This window comes from Acinetobacter sp. V116_7 (assembly GCF_056735735.1).
The window spans coordinates 13,680-33,925 of sequence record NZ_JBWZIF010000001.1 but is presented as its reverse complement, the minus strand read 5'-3'; the positions used below and the strand labels follow the sequence as shown (position 1 = coordinate 33,925).

17 protein-coding genes and 1 tRNA gene are annotated in these 20,246 nt (G+C 39.9%); 6 read left to right on the top strand and 12 right to left on the bottom strand.

Annotated elements, in window-relative coordinates; genetic code table 11:
- The 5 genes from AC1PJP_RS00170 to AC1PJP_RS00150 all read right to left on the bottom strand — a co-directional run.
- The coding region (locus AC1PJP_RS00170; RefSeq protein WP_479766335.1) for a GTP-binding protein at window positions 1-707 on the bottom strand (707 nt) is incomplete at its 3' end.
- 94 nt (window positions 708-801) lie between these two features.
- The gene (fusA, locus tag AC1PJP_RS00165; protein ID WP_005303124.1) at window positions 802-2,940 is read right to left on the bottom strand and encodes an elongation factor G; all 2,139 of its coding nucleotides are present in this window, start codon (window positions 2,938-2,940) and stop codon (window positions 802-804) included.
- 177 nt (window positions 2,941-3,117) lie between these two features.
- Window positions 3,118-3,588: a 30S ribosomal protein S7 gene (gene rpsG / locus AC1PJP_RS00160; RefSeq protein WP_004638185.1), complete on the bottom strand. Its 471-nt coding sequence runs from the start codon at window positions 3,586-3,588 to the stop codon at window positions 3,118-3,120.
- A gap of 160 nt (window positions 3,589-3,748) precedes the next feature.
- Window positions 3,749-4,123, bottom strand: coding sequence for a 30S ribosomal protein S12 (rpsL, locus tag AC1PJP_RS00155; protein WP_002050319.1), 375 nt, complete (start codon window positions 4,121-4,123; stop codon window positions 3,749-3,751).
- 200 nt (window positions 4,124-4,323) lie between these two features.
- The gene (locus AC1PJP_RS00150; RefSeq protein WP_225995844.1) at window positions 4,324-5,640 is read right to left on the bottom strand and encodes an EcsC family protein; all 1,317 of its coding nucleotides are present in this window, start codon (window positions 5,638-5,640) and stop codon (window positions 4,324-4,326) included.
- Between the two features lie 300 nt (window positions 5,641-5,940).
- Between AC1PJP_RS00150 and AC1PJP_RS00145 the strand changes: the two genes are divergently transcribed.
- The 5 genes from AC1PJP_RS00145 (at window position 5,941) to AC1PJP_RS00125 (ending at window position 11,396) form a co-directional block, all read left to right on the top strand.
- A complete protein-coding gene (locus AC1PJP_RS00145; RefSeq protein ID WP_004641618.1) occupies window positions 5,941-7,170 on the top strand; it encodes a beta-ketoacyl synthase N-terminal-like domain-containing protein in 1,230 nt (409 codons plus the stop codon).
- 18 nt (window positions 7,171-7,188) lie between these two features.
- Window positions 7,189-7,641: a CopD family protein gene (locus AC1PJP_RS00140; RefSeq protein WP_013198778.1), complete on the top strand. Its 453-nt coding sequence runs from the start codon at window positions 7,189-7,191 to the stop codon at window positions 7,639-7,641.
- Window positions 7,642-7,803: 162 nt separating this feature from the next.
- Window positions 7,804-8,364 carry a hypothetical protein gene (locus AC1PJP_RS00135; RefSeq protein WP_479766336.1) on the top strand — a complete coding sequence of 187 codons (561 nt, stop codon included), beginning with the start codon at window positions 7,804-7,806 and terminating at the stop codon, window positions 8,362-8,364.
- A 385-nt stretch (window positions 8,365-8,749) separates the two neighbouring features.
- Window positions 8,750-10,375 (top strand): NAD+ synthase, encoded by a 1,626-nt coding sequence (locus AC1PJP_RS00130; protein WP_198307609.1) that lies wholly within the window; start codon window positions 8,750-8,752, stop codon window positions 10,373-10,375.
- Window positions 10,368-11,396 carry a hypothetical protein gene (locus AC1PJP_RS00125; RefSeq protein ID WP_013198781.1) on the top strand — a complete coding sequence of 343 codons (1,029 nt, stop codon included), beginning with the start codon at window positions 10,368-10,370 and terminating at the stop codon, window positions 11,394-11,396. Before AC1PJP_RS00130 ends, AC1PJP_RS00125 begins: the two co-directional genes overlap by 8 nt.
- Before the next feature lie 43 nt (window positions 11,397-11,439).
- Here the strand turns inward: AC1PJP_RS00125 and AC1PJP_RS00120 are convergent.
- From AC1PJP_RS00120 to AC1PJP_RS00090, 7 genes are all read right to left on the bottom strand, one after another.
- Window positions 11,440-11,516, bottom strand: a tRNA-Met gene (locus tag AC1PJP_RS00120).
- 157 nt (window positions 11,517-11,673) lie between these two features.
- On the bottom strand, window positions 11,674-12,630 hold the full coding sequence (gene cntB / locus AC1PJP_RS00115) for a carnitine monooxygenase, reductase subunit CntB (protein ID WP_479759988.1): 957 nt from the start codon (window positions 12,628-12,630) through the stop codon (window positions 11,674-11,676).
- Window positions 12,631-12,677: 47 nt separating this feature from the next.
- Window positions 12,678-14,129, bottom strand: coding sequence for an NAD-dependent succinate-semialdehyde dehydrogenase (locus tag AC1PJP_RS00110; RefSeq protein ID WP_479766334.1), 1,452 nt, complete (start codon window positions 14,127-14,129; stop codon window positions 12,678-12,680).
- A 63-nt stretch (window positions 14,130-14,192) separates the two neighbouring features.
- Window positions 14,193-15,308 (bottom strand): carnitine monooxygenase subunit alpha, encoded by a 1,116-nt coding sequence (cntA, locus tag AC1PJP_RS00105; protein WP_479766333.1) that lies wholly within the window; start codon window positions 15,306-15,308, stop codon window positions 14,193-14,195.
- Window positions 15,309-15,350: 42 nt separating this feature from the next.
- Entirely contained in the window at window positions 15,351-16,325 is a 975-nt protein-coding gene (locus tag AC1PJP_RS00100) for an alpha/beta hydrolase (protein ID WP_151827021.1), read from the bottom strand.
- Between the two features lie 11 nt (window positions 16,326-16,336).
- Complete coding sequence (locus AC1PJP_RS00095) at window positions 16,337-17,989, bottom strand: BCCT family carnitine transporter (protein ID WP_151827020.1); 1,653 nt, start codon at window positions 17,987-17,989, stop codon at window positions 16,337-16,339.
- A gap of 20 nt (window positions 17,990-18,009) precedes the next feature.
- Complete coding sequence (locus AC1PJP_RS00090) at window positions 18,010-19,122, bottom strand: tartrate dehydrogenase (protein WP_005303103.1); 1,113 nt, start codon at window positions 19,120-19,122, stop codon at window positions 18,010-18,012.
- Window positions 19,123-19,225: 103 nt separating this feature from the next.
- On the opposite strand from AC1PJP_RS00090, the gene AC1PJP_RS00085 reads away from it, so the two are divergent.
- Window positions 19,226-20,206 carry a LysR family transcriptional regulator gene (locus AC1PJP_RS00085; protein ID WP_202724700.1) on the top strand — a complete coding sequence of 327 codons (981 nt, stop codon included), beginning with the start codon at window positions 19,226-19,228 and terminating at the stop codon, window positions 20,204-20,206.
- Window positions 20,207-20,246: the final 40 nt, after the last annotated feature.

The window sequence follows — 20,246 nt, the reverse complement described above, 5'->3', positions numbered from 1 at the left end:
GCTTCTACACGGCCTGTTACTACAGTACCACGACCAGAAATTGAGAATACGTCTTCGATTGGCATTAAGAATGCTTTATCGATAGCACGTTCTGGTTCTGGAATGTAAGAGTCAAGCGCTTCAACAAGAGCAAGAACTGAAGACTCGCCATATTGACCAGCATCACCGTTAAGAGCAGCAAGAGCTGAACCACGGATAACAGGAGTGTCATCACCTGGGAAGTCATAAGTAGAAAGAAGTTCACGAACTTCCATTTCTACTAATTCAAGTAATTCTTCATCATCAACAAGGTCACACTTGTTCAAGAATACGATGATGTAAGGTACACCAACCTGACGAGAAAGAAGGATGTGTTCACGAGTTTGTGGCATTGGACCATCAGTCGCAGCACATACCAGGATCGCGCCGTCCATCTGAGCAGCACCAGTGATCATGTTTTTAACATAATCGGCGTGGCCCGGGCAGTCTACGTGAGCGTAGTGACGGATTGGAGAATCGTATTCTACGTGTGAAGTATTAATTGTAATACCACGTGCTTTTTCTTCAGGTGCTGAGTCGATTTGTGAGTAATCTTTCGCTTCACCGCCGTAAGTTTTTGCACAAATAGTTGCAATCGCAGCAGTTAAAGTTGTTTTACCATGGTCAACGTGACCAATTGTGCCCACGTTTACGTGTGGCTTATTACGTTCAAACTTGGCTTTAGCCATGATGATCTTCCTTTATAAACTGCTCATGCAGGGTCACTGCACGAGCGCTTGGTTTTTAACTAAGAATTAGTTTGGGCTTATAGTAATCGAAAGATTACTCGTCGTCACCTTTTTTACCGCCAGTCTGGAACTTAGCGATGATGCCTTCAGCCACGTTACGTGGAGTTTCAGCGTATTTAGCGAATTCCATAGAATAAGTCGCACGACCTTGAGACATAGAACGCATTTGAGTCGCGTAACCAAACATCTCAGCCAATGGAACTTCTGCTTTAATTGCTTTAGTTCCACCAGGAAGATCATCCATACCTTGAACCATACCACGACGACGGTTTAAGTCACCCATGATATCGCCCATGTAGTCTTCTGGAGTTTCTACTTCAACTTTCATGATTGGTTCAAGAAGGATAGGATCAGCTTTCATGAAACCGTCACGGAAAGCGTATGAACCAGCCATTTTGAACGACAATTCATCAGAGTCGACATCATGGTAAGAACCATCGAATAATGTCGCTTTGATACCCACAACAGGGTAACCAGCCAATACACCATTCTTCATACGTTCTTGAATACCTTTGTCAACCGCGCCAAAGAATTCTTTAGGTACTACACCACCAACAACTTCTTCAACGAATTGGTATTCTTTACCAGCTTCTTCAACATCAAGCGGTTCAAGACGTACATATACGTGACCAAACTTACCTTTACCACCAGTTTGACGTACGAACTTACCTTCTTGTTCAACAGACTTTTTGATCGTTTCACGGTAAGCAACCATTGGTTTACCAATGTTCGCTTCAACACCGAATTCACGCTTCATACGGTCAACGATGATGTCAAGGTGAAGCTCACCCATACCAGCAATAATTGTTTGACCAGATTCTTCGTCTGTACGAACGCGGAACGATGGATCTTCTTTAGCCAAACGACCTAAAGCGATAGACATTTTTTCTTGGTCTGCTTTAGTTTTTGGTTCAACAGCCAATGAAATTACTGGCTCTGGGAATTCCATACGCTCAAGAGTAATGATGTTTTTCTCATCACATAATGTATCACCAGTAGTAACGTCTTTAAGACCTACACACGCTGCGATATCACCTGCACGGATTTCATCAAGATCTTGACGTTCGTTCGCATGCATTTGCACGATACGACCGATACGTTCACGCTTAGATTTAACTGGGTTATAAACTGGATCACCTTGTTTAAGAACACCAGAGTAAACACGTACGAATGTTAAGTTACCTACGAATTTGTCGTTCATGATTTTGAACGCAAGCGCAGAGAACGGAGCTTCGTCAGATGCTTCACGAGACGCTTTAGTTTCGTCTTTGTCGTCAAGGATACCTTCGATCGCTTTAACTTCTGTAGGTGATGGTAAGAATTCAATTACAGCATCCAACATACGTTGAACACCTTTGTTTTTGAACGCTGAACCACAAAGCATTACTTGAATTTCAGAAGCTAATGTACGAGCACGTAAACCTGCAATGATCTCTTCTTTAGAAAGATCACCTTCTTCAAGGTACTTGTCCATTAATTCTTCAGAAGCTTCAGCCGCAGCTTCAACCATTTTTGTACGCCATTCGTTAGACGTATCAACTAGGTCAGCTGGGATATCAGCATATTCAAACTTCATACCTTGAGATGCTTCATCCCAGATAATCGCTTTCATTTCGATAAGGTCAACAACACCTTGGAACGTATCTTCAGCACCAATTGGCACAACGATAGGTACAGGATTACCACCTAAACGAGTTTTAACTTGCTCAACAGCACGGAAGAAGTTTGCACCAGTACGGTCCATCTTGTTCACGAATGCTAAACGAGGCACTTTATATTTGTTCGCTTGACGCCATACAGTTTCAGACTGAGGTTGTACACCACCTACAGCACAGTAAACCATGCACGCACCGTCAAGAACACGCATAGAACGTTCAACTTCGATTGTGAAGTCTACGTGTCCCGGGGTGTCAATTACGTTGATACGGTGTTGTTCGAATTGGTTACCCATACCAGACCAGAAACAAGTTGTAGCAGCAGAGGTAATTGTAATACCACGCTCTTGCTCTTGTTCCATCCAGTCCATTGTTGCTGCACCGTCGTGTACTTCACCAATTTTGTGAGATACACCTGTGTAGAACAAAATACGTTCAGTTGTAGTTGTTTTACCTGCGTCAATGTGCGCAGAAATACCGATGTTACGGTAACGAGTAATTGGGGTTTGGCGAGCCATGATGTCTACATTCCTAAATGTTATATTTAAAACAGGACGCACCAATTAAATTGATGCGCGCGAATATCCAAACAGGCAACTTAAATACCTGCAAAGCTCCCACTTTGATAAAGAGCAATGTTGAATCGAGCTGCTGTACGCATGAATATTCTCCTGAATAAGGCCTGTTTTATCCGCTTAGAAACGGTAGTGAGAGAAGGCTTTGTTAGCTTCAGCCATACGGTGCACATCTTCACGTTTTTTGATTGCTGCACCTTTACCTTCAGCTGCATCAAGCAACTCACCAGCAAGACGTAAAGCCATCGTTTTTTCAGAACGCTTAGCAGCAGCATCTACTAACCAACGCATAGCTAAGGCAGTACGACGGGATGGGCGTACTTCCATAGGTACTTGATAAGTAGCACCACCAACACGGCGTGCTTTTACTTCAACCATAGGACGAACTTTTTCAAGAGTAGTCTCGAAAAATTCAACTGGGTCTACTTTGTTTTTTTCTTGAACACGTTCTAAAGCACCGTAAACGATACCTTCAGCAACAGATTTTTTACCATCCTGCATTACGTGGTTCATGAATTTAGCGATTGTTTGGCTGCTAAATTTTGGATCTGGAAGGATCTCACGAGCAGCGACTACGCGACGTCTTGGCATTTTAATACACCTAATAATATGACACTTCAGGATAATCCAGCAGTTTGTACAAGTGTCATGTACACGACGCTGGCCTTACTATACGTCGCTTGAATTACAAATCTATGAAGAATTCAAACAAGCGAAACGCTAAAGGGCTTATTGGACTAGTTTCCTAGAATTACTTCTTAGGACGCTTAGTACCGTATTTAGAACGTGATTGATTACGATCTTTAACACCAGCACAGTCTAATGAACCACGAACGGTATGGTAACGTACACCTGGTAAGTCTTTAACACGACCACCACGGATAAGAACAACACTGTGCTCTTGTAGGTTATGACCTTCACCACCGATGTAGCTAGATACTTCAAAACCTGAAGTTAAGCGAACACGGCAAACCTTACGCATAGCTGAGTTAGGTTTTTTAGGTGTAGTTGTATAAACACGTGTACAAACACCACGACGTTGTGGACAAGCCTTCAACGCAGGAACTTTGGATTTTTCAACCAAAGTCGTACGACCCTTACGGATCAACTGATTCGTTGTTGCCATATGGCAATTCTCCCGTTATTAAAAAACCTTAAAAAGAAAATACCTCTTTTTAAGGGCACATAATTGTAAGCTAAGATGCAAAAATGGTCAACACGGCAATACTTACCAAATGTTGACCATATCAATCTTTGACAGGATAACTTACAAATCTAAATAGAGTTTAAATCTTATTTTTAAACCTCTTATTTGTAAGGGTATTGTTAAGAGTATTTTTTATCATTCAACTCCTCTTCATCTTCCTCAGGAGTTAAAGCAGGTTTTTGCTCAGTATGCTCATGTTCCTCTACATGTTTATCAGCAAGTTGCTCGATACCTTGATGAACATTTTCCTGAATTTTTTCTTCACTCTTTTTACTTTCTGTAGGCTTTAAGACAATTGATACTTTTGAAATGACATCATGGTTTTCTACTTTATGATGTGCAGCATGAATATTACCATCCTCACCCACATTTAAAAGACGAGGACTCGCCTTCTGAATAAGTGTTACCGCAGCATAATAGGCTTGTAGCGGAGATAAATGCTCACTTGGATGCTCATTTAAATAATGTCTGGCAGCGCCAAAAATGGCTTGTGCTTTATGACCAACATCTTCTTGTAGTTTCCAACTATATACTGCGCTTAAAACAGCACCAGCAACTGGTGTAACTTTGCCAAATGCTGAAAGTTTAGGAATACGGTTTAACCAACCCCATTTAAACTCTCCATCTTCATCGACTAACCAGTTCTTTAAAGTATCAAAATCAGTAGTTGAACCTAACACTTGCTGAAATTGATGAATATCTTGCGTTTCCAACATATTTCGTAATGTTTTTAAAGCTATCAATAAAGTTTGCTTTTCAGCAATCAGACTAATATCAACTTCTTTAAAGATAAACTCGACAACGTCTTGGTCTGTAACTTCCAGAAGATCAAAACCATGTGATCTTCCTGTCTGATAAATCGTTCTTAAAACCAACACAAGTGAAACAGGAATATCTACAGCAGCACCAACCACACCCGACACGCCTGTAATTGCACCTTGTACAGTTGCAATTAATTTATTTTGCTCGATAAGCGCCTGACTTAAACGTTGAGAACGGCCCGTATCTTTAGTGAGCTCAAATAAATCTTTAGCGCCCGCTTCTTCTAAGATTTTTTCAGTTAAGGTGCTTTTTGAACTAAAGTCATTCAGCCAATCAAATAAATAACCTGAGATTTTTTCATCCCAATCTGGGGAAAGAAATGTAGCTACACCATTTACTTTTGTAAAATGTCGCCCAAAGACCTGACGAGTTACTTTCGGCAATTGTTCACGTAGCATTTGTTGAGGACTTTCATATTGCTCAACTTCAAATGGGCTTTTTGTTCTCGATTTTCCTTCAACTGTTTTCCCAGTTGGAATTGGTTCAATTACCTTACTAACGTCACCTGATTGGTTCTGTTGCAAGATACTCAATCCTGTAGAACTGAGCTTTTTAGCCACTCCGAAGACCTGAGAAAACAAATTGTCAGATTGATTATTATTAAATTTTGTCATCAAGTACCTCGATTTTTTAATTTATCTAATTAGACATAAATACTAGGTGGAATGTGGATTTATCTCAACTTGAATGTGTGTATTTTAGTTAACCCTAAATGCAACATACTATGTATTTAGTTATTTTTTTTAAATGTAAAATTGTCATAAAGATTTGCCATAAGAAATAAAAATCCTTTCTGCTATCATGTTAACAACGAAAAAACATGAGTCTTGTTTTCTTACAGCTATATTCTCCTATTTGTTTTCATAGCTGTTGATCACCATAGACTCTTAATATCACCATAAAGGGACCTGTAGATGAAACGTGTTGTAATCACTGGTATGGGTATTAACTCATGTATCGGTAACTCTTTAGAAGCAGTTACTCATTCACTTCAAAATGGAATCTCCGGGACACGTTTTAACCCAACTTATGCTGAACTCAATTTTAAAAGTCATGTGAGCGCTGCTGCAGAACAAGATTTTGATCATATTGACCGTAAGTTAAAACGCTTTATGGGCGTATGTGCAATGTACGCTTACAATGCTGCTGTAGCTGCTGTTGAACATGCAGGTCTTACTGCTGAGCAAATCGGTGGCAATCCACGTTACGGTATCGCAGGCGGTTCAGGTGGTGGTTCAACTGCATCTGTTGTTGAAATGACAGAGCTTTTAGAAACTAAAGGTGCACGTAAAGTAGGACCTTTCTTCGTACCACGCAACATGTCAAACACTATTACTGCAAACGTAGGTGTTGCATTCAAACTGCAAGGTATTGCTCATACAATTACAAGTGCTTGCGCAACTTCTGCGGACGCAATTGGTTATGCGTACAACCTTATTCAACTCGGCAAACAAGACCTTATGCTTGCTGGTGGTGGTGAAGAAGATCATTGGTCTCAAAGTTTATTGTTTGATGCAATGGGTGCGCTTTGCTCAAAATATAATGAAACTCCAGAAACAGCATCTCGTCCATATTCAGCAGACCGTGATGGTTTTGTTATTGCTGGTGGTGGTGGTTTCGTAGTACTTGAATCACTTGAACACGCTCAAGCACGTGGCGCCAATATTTTAGCTGAAGTTGTTGGTTATGCTGCAAACAGCGATGGCGCAGATATGGTTGCTCCAAGCGGTGAAGGTGCTACACGTTGTGTGTTAATGGCGCTTGAAGAAGCTAAGCAACATGGTGTAGACAAAATTGACTATGTAAATACACATGGTACATCTACTCCAGCTGGTGACATTACCGAACTTAAAGCAATGGAACGTGCATTTGGCGAAGGCAATGTACCTCCTCTTAGCTCAACTAAATCTATGACAGGTCATAGCTTAGGTGCAGCTGGCGTACAAGAAGCTATTTACTCTGTTCTAATGATGCAAAACGACTTTATTGCACCAAACATCAATGTAACTGAACTTGATGAAGGCGCAAAACCTTTTGATATCGTACTTGAAAAACGTGATGCAAAATTGAATACTGTAATGAGTAACAGTTTTGGCTTTGGCGGTGTTAACGCTTGCCTTATTTTCAAGAAGTGGGATGCATAATCCCACCTAGGATTATCGATGGATGCACCTTCTGATGCTTTTTTGTGGGTAAAAGCATTACATATTATTGCCGTGGTTTGTTGGTTCGCTGCTTTGTTCTACTTACCACGTCTATATGTTTATCATGCTATGAGTGAAGATGCTGTTAGTCATCAACGCTTTGAAGTAATGGAACGTAAGTTATATCGTGGAATTATGTGGCCTTCTCTGATTGCCACATTAATTACTGCTCATTTTCTTGTAGATTGGGGTGATGCAACTCGACATTACCATCAGGCAACATGGTTTTACCTTAAAGTTGGATTAGTCGCTTTGTTAGTCATCTACCATTTGGCATGTGGCTACTACCGTAAAAAACTTATCGGAAATGCTCACTATAAATCACATAAGTTCTGGCGCTTCTTTAATGAAATGCCGACCTTAATTTTATTTGCTGTTGTGATTTTAGTTGTCGTAAAGCCTCAGTTTTAACTGGGGCTTTTGCTTTTCTTATCCAAGAACTCTTTTATTCACAGCAATAAGAAAACTAGATCTATTTAAAGCTTTATATTTTAAAAACAGAACGATAAAACTAATGAATAACCACACCTCTTTATTTCGCGATATCTAACCTATAGTATGCTAAAGAAATAGATAAACTCATTTAATGGCAAAGCTATGCTACTTTTTAATGCCCTTAAACGCTTAATTCGCACACAATTTATTCTTTTTACGCTTTTTATTTTCCGCCACTTAAAAAACTACCCAATTAGGCATTTGACTGCTCAAGAAAAAGTATTAGCACAAATGGTCTTCGGCGACATGCTCAATTGTGAACAACCTAAAATTATTGCTACTCGCTATCTTCCTTGGCAGTCTTACGGTATTTTTATGGCTCCAAACGGAAATATTTATGTCAATCTTTCCGATTACAGTGAAAATTATGCTCTAGAATCTAAATTTATGCAGGGTATTTTTATTCACGAACTTACTCATGTCATGCAGTATCAAAAAGGCATTCATGTACTACTTAAAGGCGCCTTACTTCAATCAGCCTATTATCTGAGCTTTAAAAGTTACAACCCCTATAAATACACCTACTCTCCCCACAAGGCTTTTAGCTCTTATAACATTGAACAACAAGGTGAAATTGCCCGTGACATTTGCTCTGGTAAAATCCCAAATATTATATGTTCACCGCAAATTCATTTGTAACTAAATAATCAATCCTTCTTTGAACGTAACATTTCTTGCTTAATGTAAATGAGAATTCTTATAAATCAGAAATACTTACCTAGGCTATAGAATCACTCTTATTTAATTCAAATTATTGAAAAAAATATAACGCCCTTATTCCAAATTGGCTTGTGATAAGGCAGTATACAAACAATAAAAATAATGAAGCCTGTTTCTATTCTATACAGAAAATCTCGTTATTTTTACGCAGAAAATATGTGATTGGTATATATTATTGATCTTGACATTTTTGTTTACTATTTTAATTGTTTAATATCGTATCATACACATCGTTGAAAAATTATATCTATAAAAATCAACAATATGTGTATCTATATTCGTTATGATCTAGGATTAGGTTTGAATGAAAAGTTTTAAAGTTGCCCTTGCTCAGTTTTCTCCGCATATTGGCAATATTGACTCAAACACCAAAAAGATGATTGAGCAAGTAAATCAGGCGAAAAAACAAAACGCTGACCTGATTATTTTTCCCGAGCTTTCTGTTATTGGTTATCCAGCTGAAGACTTATTGCTACGTCCAAATTTAAATAAACGTATGCAAAAGGCTTTTGCCCAACTTGCCGAAGTTAAAGATATTGTCATGGTTTTCGGATTTGTGAACCAGACAGATGATGGTCAACGTTATAATTCTGCTGCTGTCATGAAAGACGGTCAAGTTTTGGGTGTTTTTAACAAACACAATTTACCAAACTATGGCGTCTTTGATGAAAAACGTTATTTCCAAAAAGGACATCAGCATTTGGTGTTTGAATATCTTGGACATAAGTTTGGCGTATTGATTTGCGAAGATATCTGGTCAATTAATACCGTAAAACAGTTAAGCCAATTAAATGTTGATACTGTTCTTGTATTAAATGCATCACCATACGAAGTCGGTAAACCACAGCACCGTACACAAACCTTAAGTGAACTTGCAAAACAACTTCACCTCAACATTGTGTACGTTAACCAAGTGGGCGGACAAGATGATTTAATTTTTGATGGCACAAGTTTTGTCAGCAATAAAGATGGTGGAATTGCTTTACAAGCACCAAGCTTTAAAGAAGACCTCTACATCGCTGAATTTGACCAAAAAAACAAAGCGTTTAAAGTGACGGAATCAGCACCTGCTTTAGAAACATTTGCAGAGATCTATCAAGGTTTAGTTCTGGCAACACGTGATTATGTAGAGCGTTCAGGTTTCCCTGGTGTAATTTTAGGTTTATCTGGCGGTATTGATTCTGCCCTTACACTTGCTATTGCTGTTGATGCAATTGGTGCAGAAAAAGTACAAGCCGTAATGATGCCTTATACTTATACTTCTCAAATTAGTGTAGAAGATGCGGCAGAACAAGCTCGTCGTATGGGTGTAACTTTCGGTATTGCTGAAATACATTCAATTGTAAATAGCTTTATGCAAACCTTGTATCCTTTCTTTGGCAACTCACCAGCAGATGCGACCGAAGAGAACTTACAAGCGCGCGCACGCGGCACATTACTCATGGGCTTATCAAATAAATTTGGTAATTTAGTACTCGCTACTGGCAACAAGTCTGAGCTTTCAGTTGGCTACTGTACACTTTACGGTGATATGGTTGGTGGCTTTGCAGTTCTAAAAGATGTTTATAAAACTATCGTATTTGAATTAGCAAAATACCGTAATAGCTTAAGTGAAACTCCTGTTATTCCTGAACGTGTGATTACTCGTCCACCTTCAGCAGAACTTCGCCCAGACCAAAAAGACCAAGACTCTTTACCAGCATATGATGTATTAGATGCCATTCTTTACGCATACATTGAAGAAGATTTAAGTCAGGCAGATATTATTGCCAAAGGTTTTGATAAAGAAGTAGTTGAAAAAGTTATCCGTTTAGTTGATCGTAATGAATATAAACGTCGTCAAGGCGCGATTGGGCCGAGAATTACTTCTCGTGCATTTAGTCGTGAACGACGTTATCCGATTGTCAACGGTTGGACAGCGAATGACTGAGCAGGAAAACTCATCAAAAACTACAGCACTTGCTCAAGCACTTTTGCTTGAGCAGGTGGAATTTTTCAAAAAACAATTATCTATAGAAAACTCACCTATTTATTTCCAGCAGTTCATTCAACTGTTTATGCAACATGCTGACGAAATAAAACTTCATGAAGTTGTTGATTTAGAGCAACTACAAGCCGTTGTGAAACGTTATGCTTTTGAAATGCAGCTAGGTGCTGGTTTACTTGAGTTTATTGGGGAAATTGCGCAGCGTATTTATCTATCTGCCATGAAGTCTCCAATTCAGCTACAAGATTTGGTATCTGACCACCAATTTGAAATGTGGCTCTCCAAATTTTTAGAAATGGAACATATTCCTCTTTATCTCAATCAGTTTTTAAGAAGTAGTCCTTCTGTACAACAACTTTGCCAATATATTGCAACCTCAACCTTAGAACAAAAATTACCAAAATTTCTAAGCGCATCTAGAGTTGATGACTATCACTTTGAATGGCAACACAAACTCAAAAAATTCTCCTTTCTACAGCAACAACGTCTTGAGCATAAACTTGAAACTTGGATTGCCAGCTTTATTCATGAGCAACTCACAGAATTAAGTCTTTTATCGAGTGAAGATTTAGAAAGCCTAGTGCGTCATGTATGGGAAGATATTAGACATAAAAAAATGTATGAGTTTATGAAGCAGCTCACTCCTCTCGATGTTGAAGAGTTTTTTGTTTTAATTTACGAATACTGGAAAGAATTACGCCAATCGCAATTTATGCAAGATCTGATTTTGTATGGTGTCGAAGTTTTTTATGACTTTTATAAAGACCAGAGTTTATTTGAAGTATTAAGTGAGATTGGTTTAACCGAAAGCGACTTACAAACTGAAGCTTTACGTTTTTATCCGAAGGTTATGAATGCCTTTAATGAACACGGTATTTTAGAACCATTATTACAAGCGCTTTTAGCTCCTTTTTATCAAAGCTCAAAAACACTCGATACGATTGAAAAACATTTTAATATGTAAAAAGCAGATAAAAAGAAACCATGCATGAGCATGGTTTTTAAAATGGTGGCTATGACGAGACTTGAACTTGTGACCCCCGCATTATGAGTGCGGTGCTCTAACCAACTGAGCTACATAGCCGTAAACTGTGTGCGCATTATCTATAGTTCTGTATAGCAGGTCAAGAGTTCAAAACCATTAAACTCCATCAAATGAACAAATAAGATTCAGATCATCATTATTTGTTCATTTTTTAGCAAATTTTCACTTTAAACAATTGATCAACCAAAGAAATATATTAGAGATCTAATACTAGTTTTTTTCCTTTTGCTCTTGATACACAAATCATCATGCTATTTTGTGAAGCCTTTTCTGCATCACTTAAGTATTGATCGAAGTGCTCTGCTTCACCTTCTAAAATGGCAGTTTCACATGTGCCGCAAACCCCTTCACGACATAAACATTCCACATCAATATTTAATGTTTCGATGGCTTGTAAAATTGTCTGATTACTTTGTACTTCAATTTCCTGATTAGACTTAGCAAGTACCACCGTAAACGCTTCACCATCCTCAGGAACTGTTGAAGCAAATTGTTCCCAGTGGATATATTCATCGCGGTAACGATGCTTATTACAGCAATCAATCACAGCATCAATCATGGGTTTCGGTCCACAGACATAGACATGTGTACCTTTAGGTTGTGATGAAATCAGTTCATCCAAATTTAATGCGCAACCTTCTGAGTCAACATAACTAAACACATGCTCAGCATGTTTCTGTTTTAAATCATCTAACAAAGCCGCGTGTTCAGGTGAACGGTAGGCATAATGTAGCTCAAATTCAGCACCACGTGCTGCAAGCTCATCCATTTGTGGCAAGAATGGTGTAATGCCAATACCACCTGCAATTAAAATATGTTTATTGCCTGTTTCAGCTAATGGAAATAAATTTTTTGGTTCTGAAATCTGAATTTCACAGCCTTCATTACATTGATCATGCATGAAAACCGAGCCCCCCTTACCTTCCACATCCTTACGAACACAGACTTGGTAAGTCGATAGATCTTGCGTACAGCTCATCAATGAGTAAGCATTTGAAAGTTGCTCATTCATTTTGACAATAATATGGCTTCCCCCACTAAATCGAGGAAAGTTCTGCCCATCTTGACGTTTGAACGTAAACCGTTTGATTAAAGGGGTAAGCTGTTCCACATGAGTAACAACTGCCGGGAACATTTCATAATGACTAGCCATACTAGAATCCTTCTTTTACCGCATATTCTTGTTGTTAGGGCTTATCCTTAAAGCCCTAAACACATGTATTTAATGGTCATGAACTCTTCAAGACCATACTTTGAACCTTCACGCCCAACACCTGATTGCTTCACACCACCGAATGGTACAACTTCATTTGAAATTGCTGTTGCATTCATACCGACCATTCCATATTCAAGCTGTTCTGACACTCGCCATAAACGTGAAATATTTTCGCTATAAACATAAGCAGCCAAACCAAAGATGGTGTCATTGGCTTGAGCCACGACATCTGCTTCATCTGTAAAATGAATTAGTGGGGCAACTGGACCAAAAATTTCTTCTTGGACAATTTCCATTGTACGGTCAACGTTCGTTAGAACTGATGGCTCATAAAAGGTTTGTCCCAAAGCATGTTGTTTCCCGCCGCAAGCAACTTTAGCTCCTTTACTTACCGCATCATCAATCAACTGCTGTGCTTTTAACACTGCTTTTTCATTAATTAATGGGCCAATTTGCACGCCATCTTCAAGCCCCTTACCAACTTTAAACTTTTGTACTTCTTGAACAAACTTCTCGGCAAAAGCTTGATAAATATTGTCATGCACATAAATACGGTTAGCACAAACACAGGTCTGGCCTGCATTACGGAACTTGGCAAAAATCGCACCTTGTACAGCTTTATCCAAATCGGCGTCATCAAACACAATCAGAGGTGCATTACCGCCTAACTCAAGCGCCAATTTTTTAATGGTACTTGAGCACTGCTGCATCAGTAGGCGTCCCACTGGAGTTGAGCCAGTGAAGGTCAATTTTTTCACTTTTTCATGTGAAGTAAATACCGAACCAATTTCTTGTGATTTACCTGTAACGACGTTAATCACACCAGCCGGAATACCTGCTTTTTCTGCAAGCTTCGCAATCGCTAAAGCACAATAAGGCGTTTCATTCGCTGGCTTAATCACGACCGTACATCCAGCTGCTAAAGCTGGTGCTGCTTTACGGGTAATCATGGCAATTGGGAAATTCCACGGCGTAATCGCAGCCACCACACCCACAGGTTCTTTACTAATAATAAAACGCTGCTGGTTATTGACGGTTGGAATCACATCACCATAAATACGCTTACCTTCTTCGGCAAACCATTGAATAAATGAGGCAGCATAACGCACTTCACCTTTCGCTTCTGCCAAAGGTTTACCTTGTTCAATGGTCATAATTAAAGCAAGTTCATCGGTATGATCGAGAACTAGTTTGTACCAAGCCAATAAAATATCTGCACGGTTTTGAGCGGTCAAAGCCTTCCAGCTTTGCAAAGCAGTATAAGCAGCTTCAACTGCTTGTGTAGCTTCAGCCGCTCCCATATTTGGAATTGTGCCAATTTCTTCGCCTGTAGCTGGGTTAGTCACTGGAACCGTTGCATTTGACTGTGCAGCTAACCATTGCCCGTTAATATAGGCTTGTTGCTGAAATAATTCAGTGCTTTGTAAACTCGACATATCATCTTCCTAACTGAAGAATCAGGTGTAAGTCATCTTTACACCTGAATAAATCCATTTGTTTTATTTGTGATGCTGCGCCACTAAATGCTGGAAATAAGCAATACCATGCTCACTAATTCCTGAGCGTTGCTTGTCAGTCATGATACGGCCTTGACCACGATAACCACGTGATTTCAAACCACGTTGTACGCTTTCGACCAAGTTCAAATCTTCAGGGCGGAATACATTGCGATACCACTCAATTAAGTCTTTCTGATCTTGAGTGAGTTCTTCGTTCGTGAAGTAAATATCGTAGTGCTGCAAAGTCGTTTCTGCATCAACTGGGAACTCATAGATCACAGTCATGAAATTGCTGCCTGGTGGTACGTTGAACATAGTACAAGGCCAAGTCCAGAAACCATGAAACTCAGGATCTGTTATTGATGGATCAAGCTTAAACGACTTTTCTGATGAACGCGCAAAACCGTACTGTAAAGTCCAGTTTTGATGTGTGGTATGCCAATATTTATCAACTTGTACCGAATCAGCAAAACCAGGATGCGCTGGCCCACAGTGATAGCACTCTAGATAGTTATCGACAATCACTTTCCAGTTTGCTGGCGTTTCTGTCACAAAACGTGCCGCCAGTTTCAAATCTTTAATCACGCTACATGCTTGATTTAAACGCTCAGCAAATTCTGGAAGTTGGTCTTCTACGCATGTCGCATTTTCATCCATATTAATAAAAACAAAGCCGGCATATTCCTCAACTTTTAAAGGCACCATGCTTGAGTTTTCTTTATCGAAAGATTCAACATGGTCACAGTTACGTGCCAAAGCTAAACTACCATCTAGCTTAAAAGTCCAAGCATGGTATGGGCAGGTAATTACATTTTTTGCTTTACCACTACCACTTAAGAGCTCGTGACCGCGGTGTGGACACACATTATAAAACGCACGTAAAACACTATCTTTACCACGAATGATGACAATATTTTCACCAATTACTTTACGGGTAATATAGTCATTCGGTTGTGCCAATTCACTGCCATGTGCAACACAAATCCAGCTTTTAGCAAAGATTGATTCTTTCTCATGCTCAAAAACTTGCGATGAAGTATAGAAAACTTTAGGAAAAGTCCATGCGACATCTGGGTTTGCACAAAAATCTTCAGGTAATTTTTCAACTGCATTCATGTTTTTACTCCATTAAATTCTTTTCGTCCAAATGACTCGATATTAAATTGATGTCTTTTCGACACTGCCAAACATGCGACGTATCGCACTCAGCATGTTTTGATATAACTGTTGAACTTCTGGGCAGTCACTCATCAGACGTAAACTGCCATGTAATAAACCTTCGCCTAAATGCAACTCGCTAGGAATCCCAGCTTGTTCCAATTTTTGGGTAAGGAGATAACCGTCATCACTTAAAGGGTCATACTCTGCAACCGCTACGAAACTCATAGGCATATCTGAAAAATCAGTTGCCAATAAGGGCGCTAGACGTAAATCCTGCCAATCTTGAGAGTTAGGGGCATATTCCTTTAAATAAAAATGCATATCTTCCGTTGTTAATAACGGCGCATGGGCATGCTTTTGTGCGGCTGGTGTATCAAGCGCTGTAGTTAAACACGGATAAACCAAAGCCAGTCCTTGAGCTTGCATACCACTATGTTGTAGTTCAACTGCAAGGGCTGCTGCTAAATTACCGCCAGCACTATCCCCTGCTAGAACGATATTTTCGCTATCGATCTGCCAAGTTGAACCATGCTTTTTAAGCCATTGATAAACTGCTAAACAATCTTCATAAGCTGCTGGAAAGCGATGCTCTGGTGCCATGCGGTAATCTACGCTAATGACAACTGCATTTAAGTCCTGACACAAATAGCTGGTAATAAACTCATGTGAATCGAGCCCACCGACCATCCAACCACCTCCATGTAGATACAACACACATGGCCAACCAGACTCAGGTCGATCAGCTTTTGGTATATACACACGAACAGGAACTTGATGCTTATCATTCGCAACAAAGCGATCTTCTACTTCAATCTTGCCATCACGTGGCAAAGTGTAGTGTCGACACATTGCGTCATAGGCCGCACGGACTGAGTCAATATCTGCATCTGCTGGTGAATAAATGCTGCTCCAATACACAAGGCTTTGCATTTCTTCACTTAAGGCATAAGTGGTCTGTTCATGTGTAGTCATTACCGTTCCCTCTAGCTGGTTTTTCTGTCCAGTTTGATTGAGCTTGCAAGCTCAAGCTGCATCCTTTTTGCATGTTCATCTTGAGACTGGTTTAAACCAATTTCATGTTCATCATAACCTTGTTGCTCAATTAAATGCGATGGGACTTTGGCATAATCCTGAATCAGCCATTTCACTAAGCCATAGGTTTGAATCAGAATAATCACAATGAATGGTAAAGCTGTCACAATGGTTGCTGTTTTCATTGTGTCCAAAGGCGCTTTACTAAAGATCATGGCAATTGGAACTAAAGTCAGCATGACACACCAGAACAGACGCGCATTTGGTGATGGATCTTGCCCTTCACTTAAACCACGTGTACATGTTGCTGAAACTGCATAGCCTACTGCATCCATGTGTGCTGCCAAGAACACCACCATAATGCCGAGGAAAATCCACATCATGAGTTTTCCGGCAGGTAACAGACTGAGCAATTGACCAATCGCAACCTCACCACCTTGTTGGCTTAAGATTTGCGGTACATTTACAGCTCCATGAATAAAGCTATAAACACTGTAGTTTTCAAACACACCGAAGATGAACCAAAGACCGACACTACCGCCAATCACCATGGCAAAGATCACTTCTTTAATGGTACGGCCTTTCGAAACACGCGTTACGAATAGTGCCACACCCGGTGCATATGAAATCCACCACAACCAGTAAAATACAGTCCATTCACGAGTAAACTTGCCATCGCCCATTGGGTCGGTAAATAAACTCATATCAACAAAGTTCGTTGCCATTAACCCAAAACTCATTAATGAATTATTCAAAATGAATTGAGTCGGACCAAAGCAAAGTACATAAATTGCAAATAACACCACGCCCAAGCACACCATGTGACTTAAACGTTGCATACCTTTATCCATTCCCACATAAGAACTGAGTGCGAATAGAACTGAAACACCCAAAATGATGATGACCTTGGTCATAAAAGTATTTGGAATACCTGTAAGCTGAGACAAAATATTGGTAAATGTCACAGCGGTGAGTACCAATGAAATCGTCAGAGCACCAAACATGCAAAGCAAGAACATGAGGTCGACTAAACGTCCAACCACGCCGGTTGATTTAAAGCCTGTTACAGCCTCAATCACGGAAGCTAAACTCAACCCTTTATTTTTTCGCACATGGTAGCTGTAGCATAAAGAAATTGATGCCAATGCATAAATTGCCCATGCACTTAAACCAGAGTGAAAAAACGAGTAAGCCACGCTATATTTCAATGCTTCTGCTGACTCAGGCGGTAAGCTCAAACCTGGAGTTTGATAATAGTAAGCCCAGTCCAAGAAGCCCCAATACAGTGTAGAAGACCCAATACCTGACAAGATGAACATAAAAATCCATGACATCGTGGTGTATTGGGGTTTCCCTTCACCTAGTTTGATTTTGCCGTATTTACTAAAGGCCAGACCAAAAGTAAAAATGATGGCTAAAAAAGCAAACAGTAATACTGGGGTTGTAAATACCGATGTCGTCCACTGCATCCATGTTGCAGCAATCTTGATCGACTCTTGCGAATAAATCGCCAAACCAGCAACTGAAATAAATACAAACAGTAAGCTGGTTACGGCAAGAACTTTATCCGTATAAATTTTTGTGTTTTGATTATCCATATCCATACATCCATTTTTGGATGGCGTTATTCCATAGCGAACACGTCCATTTTAATTTGGGCTACACACGATGCAATTGCATCTCCTACCTCATAAGTTTTTGCCTGACCGCCGATATCGGCTGTTTTTGGCCCATTAATTAAGACATTCTCAATCGCCTGCATAATGTCCTGACCTGCTTGAATGCAGCGTTCATCTTCTTCACCAAAGAATTCGAACATCATGGCACCTGACCAAATCGCAGCGATTGGATTGGCAATTTGTTTACCGTAAATATCTGGTGCTGAACCATGTACAGGTTCAAACAACGATGGAAATTTTCTTTCTGGGTTTAAATTTGCTGAAGCAGCCAAACCAATGGTTCCCGTACATGCAGGGCCTAAATCGGAAAGAATATCGCCAAATAAATTCGATGCCACAACCACATCAAAACGCTCAGGTTGCAACACAAAACGAGCCGCTAAAATATCAACGTGCTGTTTATCAGCTTGAATTTGTGGATATTGTTTTGCCATCGCATCAACGCGCTCATCCCAGTACGGCATGCTGACAGCAATACCATTTGATTTAGTCGCTGCAGTAATTTTTTTCGCATCACGCTGATTTGCAAACTCAAATGCATAACGCAAAATTCGATCTACACCATGACGCGTAAATACGGCTTCTTGTAAAACAAATTCTCGATCTGTTCCCTCAAAAGCTTTACCACCAATAGCTGAATATTCACCTTCACTGTTTTCACGGACCACGTAAAAGTCGATGTCGCCCGGTTTTTTACCTACTAAGGGACATTTAACACCCGGCATTAAACGCACTGGGCGTAAGTTCACATATTGGTCAAAGCGACGACGGAACTGAAGTAGCGAGCCCCAAAGTGAAATATGGTCGGGCACTTTATCTGGCCAGCCTACAGCACCAAAATAAATTGCATCGTAACCTTGCAAAGTTTCAAACCAGTCATCTGGCATCATTTTGCCGTGCTCAAGGTAGTAATCGCAGCTTGCCCAATCGAAAGCATCGAGTTGAAGCTCAATGCCATGCTTCTCTGCCGCTGCCTTTACAACCTTAATGCCTTCTGGTAGAACTTCTAAACCAATGCCATCGCCTGCAATCGTGGCAACTTTATATCTTTTTGCCATAAGCTTCCTTCACACCTTCGACTAATATCCTTGTATGGCTTAAACATGATGTTTTAAGCAAAAATGATCAATAACGGAACTATCACTCCAATGGACACGGATCGTGAATAATCTACCTAACCTATCGGATTTAAAGGTTTTTTGCACAGTCGCCAAACTAAAAAGTTTTGTCGAATCTGCTGAGGAACTTGGGACATCGCCAGCTTTTATTAGCAAGCGAATTAATATTTTAGAAAACACGTTAAGCTGCAAACTTTTTCATCGCAGCACGCGTCATGTCAGCCTAACGGAAGATGGCAAACTCATCCTTGAAAGAGTTTCGAATATTCTTGAAGAGTTTGATGAAGTCTGTGAACTAGTCAATAACCCGCTCAGTACGCCCACAGGTCGTATGGATATTATTAGTAGTTTTGGTTTTGGCAGAAAGCATATCGCACCAATTCTGTCTAAATTAATGATGCTTTATCCAAAGCTTCAGATTCATTTTGACACCATCGACAATACTAAAGACCTGATTCAACACAGTATTGATTTAGACATCAGAATTGGTAATGAAATTGCGCCAAACATGATTGCGAAGAAGTTAGCTTCTAATTTTCGAATTTTATGTGCAGCACCAAGCTATTTACTTAAACACGGCGTACCAGACAGCATTGAAGATTTGCAAACACATGATTGTTTGACGATTAGTGAGCGTGATCAATCATCTGTATTATGGAAATTTAGACATGCTTCTGAAGATGTCTCGGTTCATGTCAAACCACGCTTTGTTTCTAATAACGGCGAAATTATTCATCAGCTTGCCATAGAAGGCCACGGTATTATTTTCCGATCAATTTGGGATGTTGCAGACGAATTGATTACTGGCCAACTTCAGCATATTTTGCCTGAATACTGGCAAGATGCCGACGTCTGGGCCGTTTATCCATCACGACTCAAAAGCTCGTCTAAATTACAAACTTGCATTTTGTTCATTCAAAATGAATTACTTAATCGTTTGCAACATGTGCAAAACTTAAGCCGTGGGCAACTCATTTCACCAGCCGTCAAACGAGAACCGCCACCTGAAAAAGTCTTTCTATAAAAAAGCCCTAAGTGAAGCCTATTCACTTAGGGCAATAAAT

Coding starts and splice junctions, on each gene's coding strand:
- fusA (WP_005303124.1), bottom strand. CDS start 2,940: ATGGCTCGCCAAACCCCAATTACTCGTTACCGTAACATCGGTATTTCT.
- rpsG (WP_004638185.1), bottom strand. CDS start 3,588: ATGCCAAGACGTCGCGTAGTCGCTGCTCGTGAGATCCTTCCAGATCCA.
- rpsL (WP_002050319.1), bottom strand. CDS start 4,123: ATGGCAACAACGAATCAGTTGATCCGTAAGGGTCGTACGACTTTGGTT.
- AC1PJP_RS00150 (WP_225995844.1), bottom strand. CDS start 5,640: ATGACAAAATTTAATAATAATCAATCTGACAATTTGTTTTCTCAGGTC.
- AC1PJP_RS00145 (WP_004641618.1), top strand. CDS start 5,941: ATGAAACGTGTTGTAATCACTGGTATGGGTATTAACTCATGTATCGGT.
- AC1PJP_RS00140 (WP_013198778.1), top strand. CDS start 7,189: ATGGATGCACCTTCTGATGCTTTTTTGTGGGTAAAAGCATTACATATT.
- AC1PJP_RS00130 (WP_198307609.1), top strand. CDS start 8,750: ATGAAAAGTTTTAAAGTTGCCCTTGCTCAGTTTTCTCCGCATATTGGC.
- AC1PJP_RS00125 (WP_013198781.1), top strand. CDS start 10,368: ATGACTGAGCAGGAAAACTCATCAAAAACTACAGCACTTGCTCAAGCA.
- cntB (WP_479759988.1), bottom strand. CDS start 12,630: ATGGCTAGTCATTATGAAATGTTCCCGGCAGTTGTTACTCATGTGGAA.
- AC1PJP_RS00110 (WP_479766334.1), bottom strand. CDS start 14,129: ATGTCGAGTTTACAAAGCACTGAATTATTTCAGCAACAAGCCTATATT.
- cntA (WP_479766333.1), bottom strand. CDS start 15,308: ATGAATGCAGTTGAAAAATTACCTGAAGATTTTTGTGCAAACCCAGAT.
- AC1PJP_RS00100 (WP_151827021.1), bottom strand. CDS start 16,325: ATGACTACACATGAACAGACCACTTATGCCTTAAGTGAAGAAATGCAA.
- AC1PJP_RS00095 (WP_151827020.1), bottom strand. CDS start 17,989: ATGGATATGGATAATCAAAACACAAAAATTTATACGGATAAAGTTCTT.
- AC1PJP_RS00090 (WP_005303103.1), bottom strand. CDS start 19,122: ATGGCAAAAAGATATAAAGTTGCCACGATTGCAGGCGATGGCATTGGT.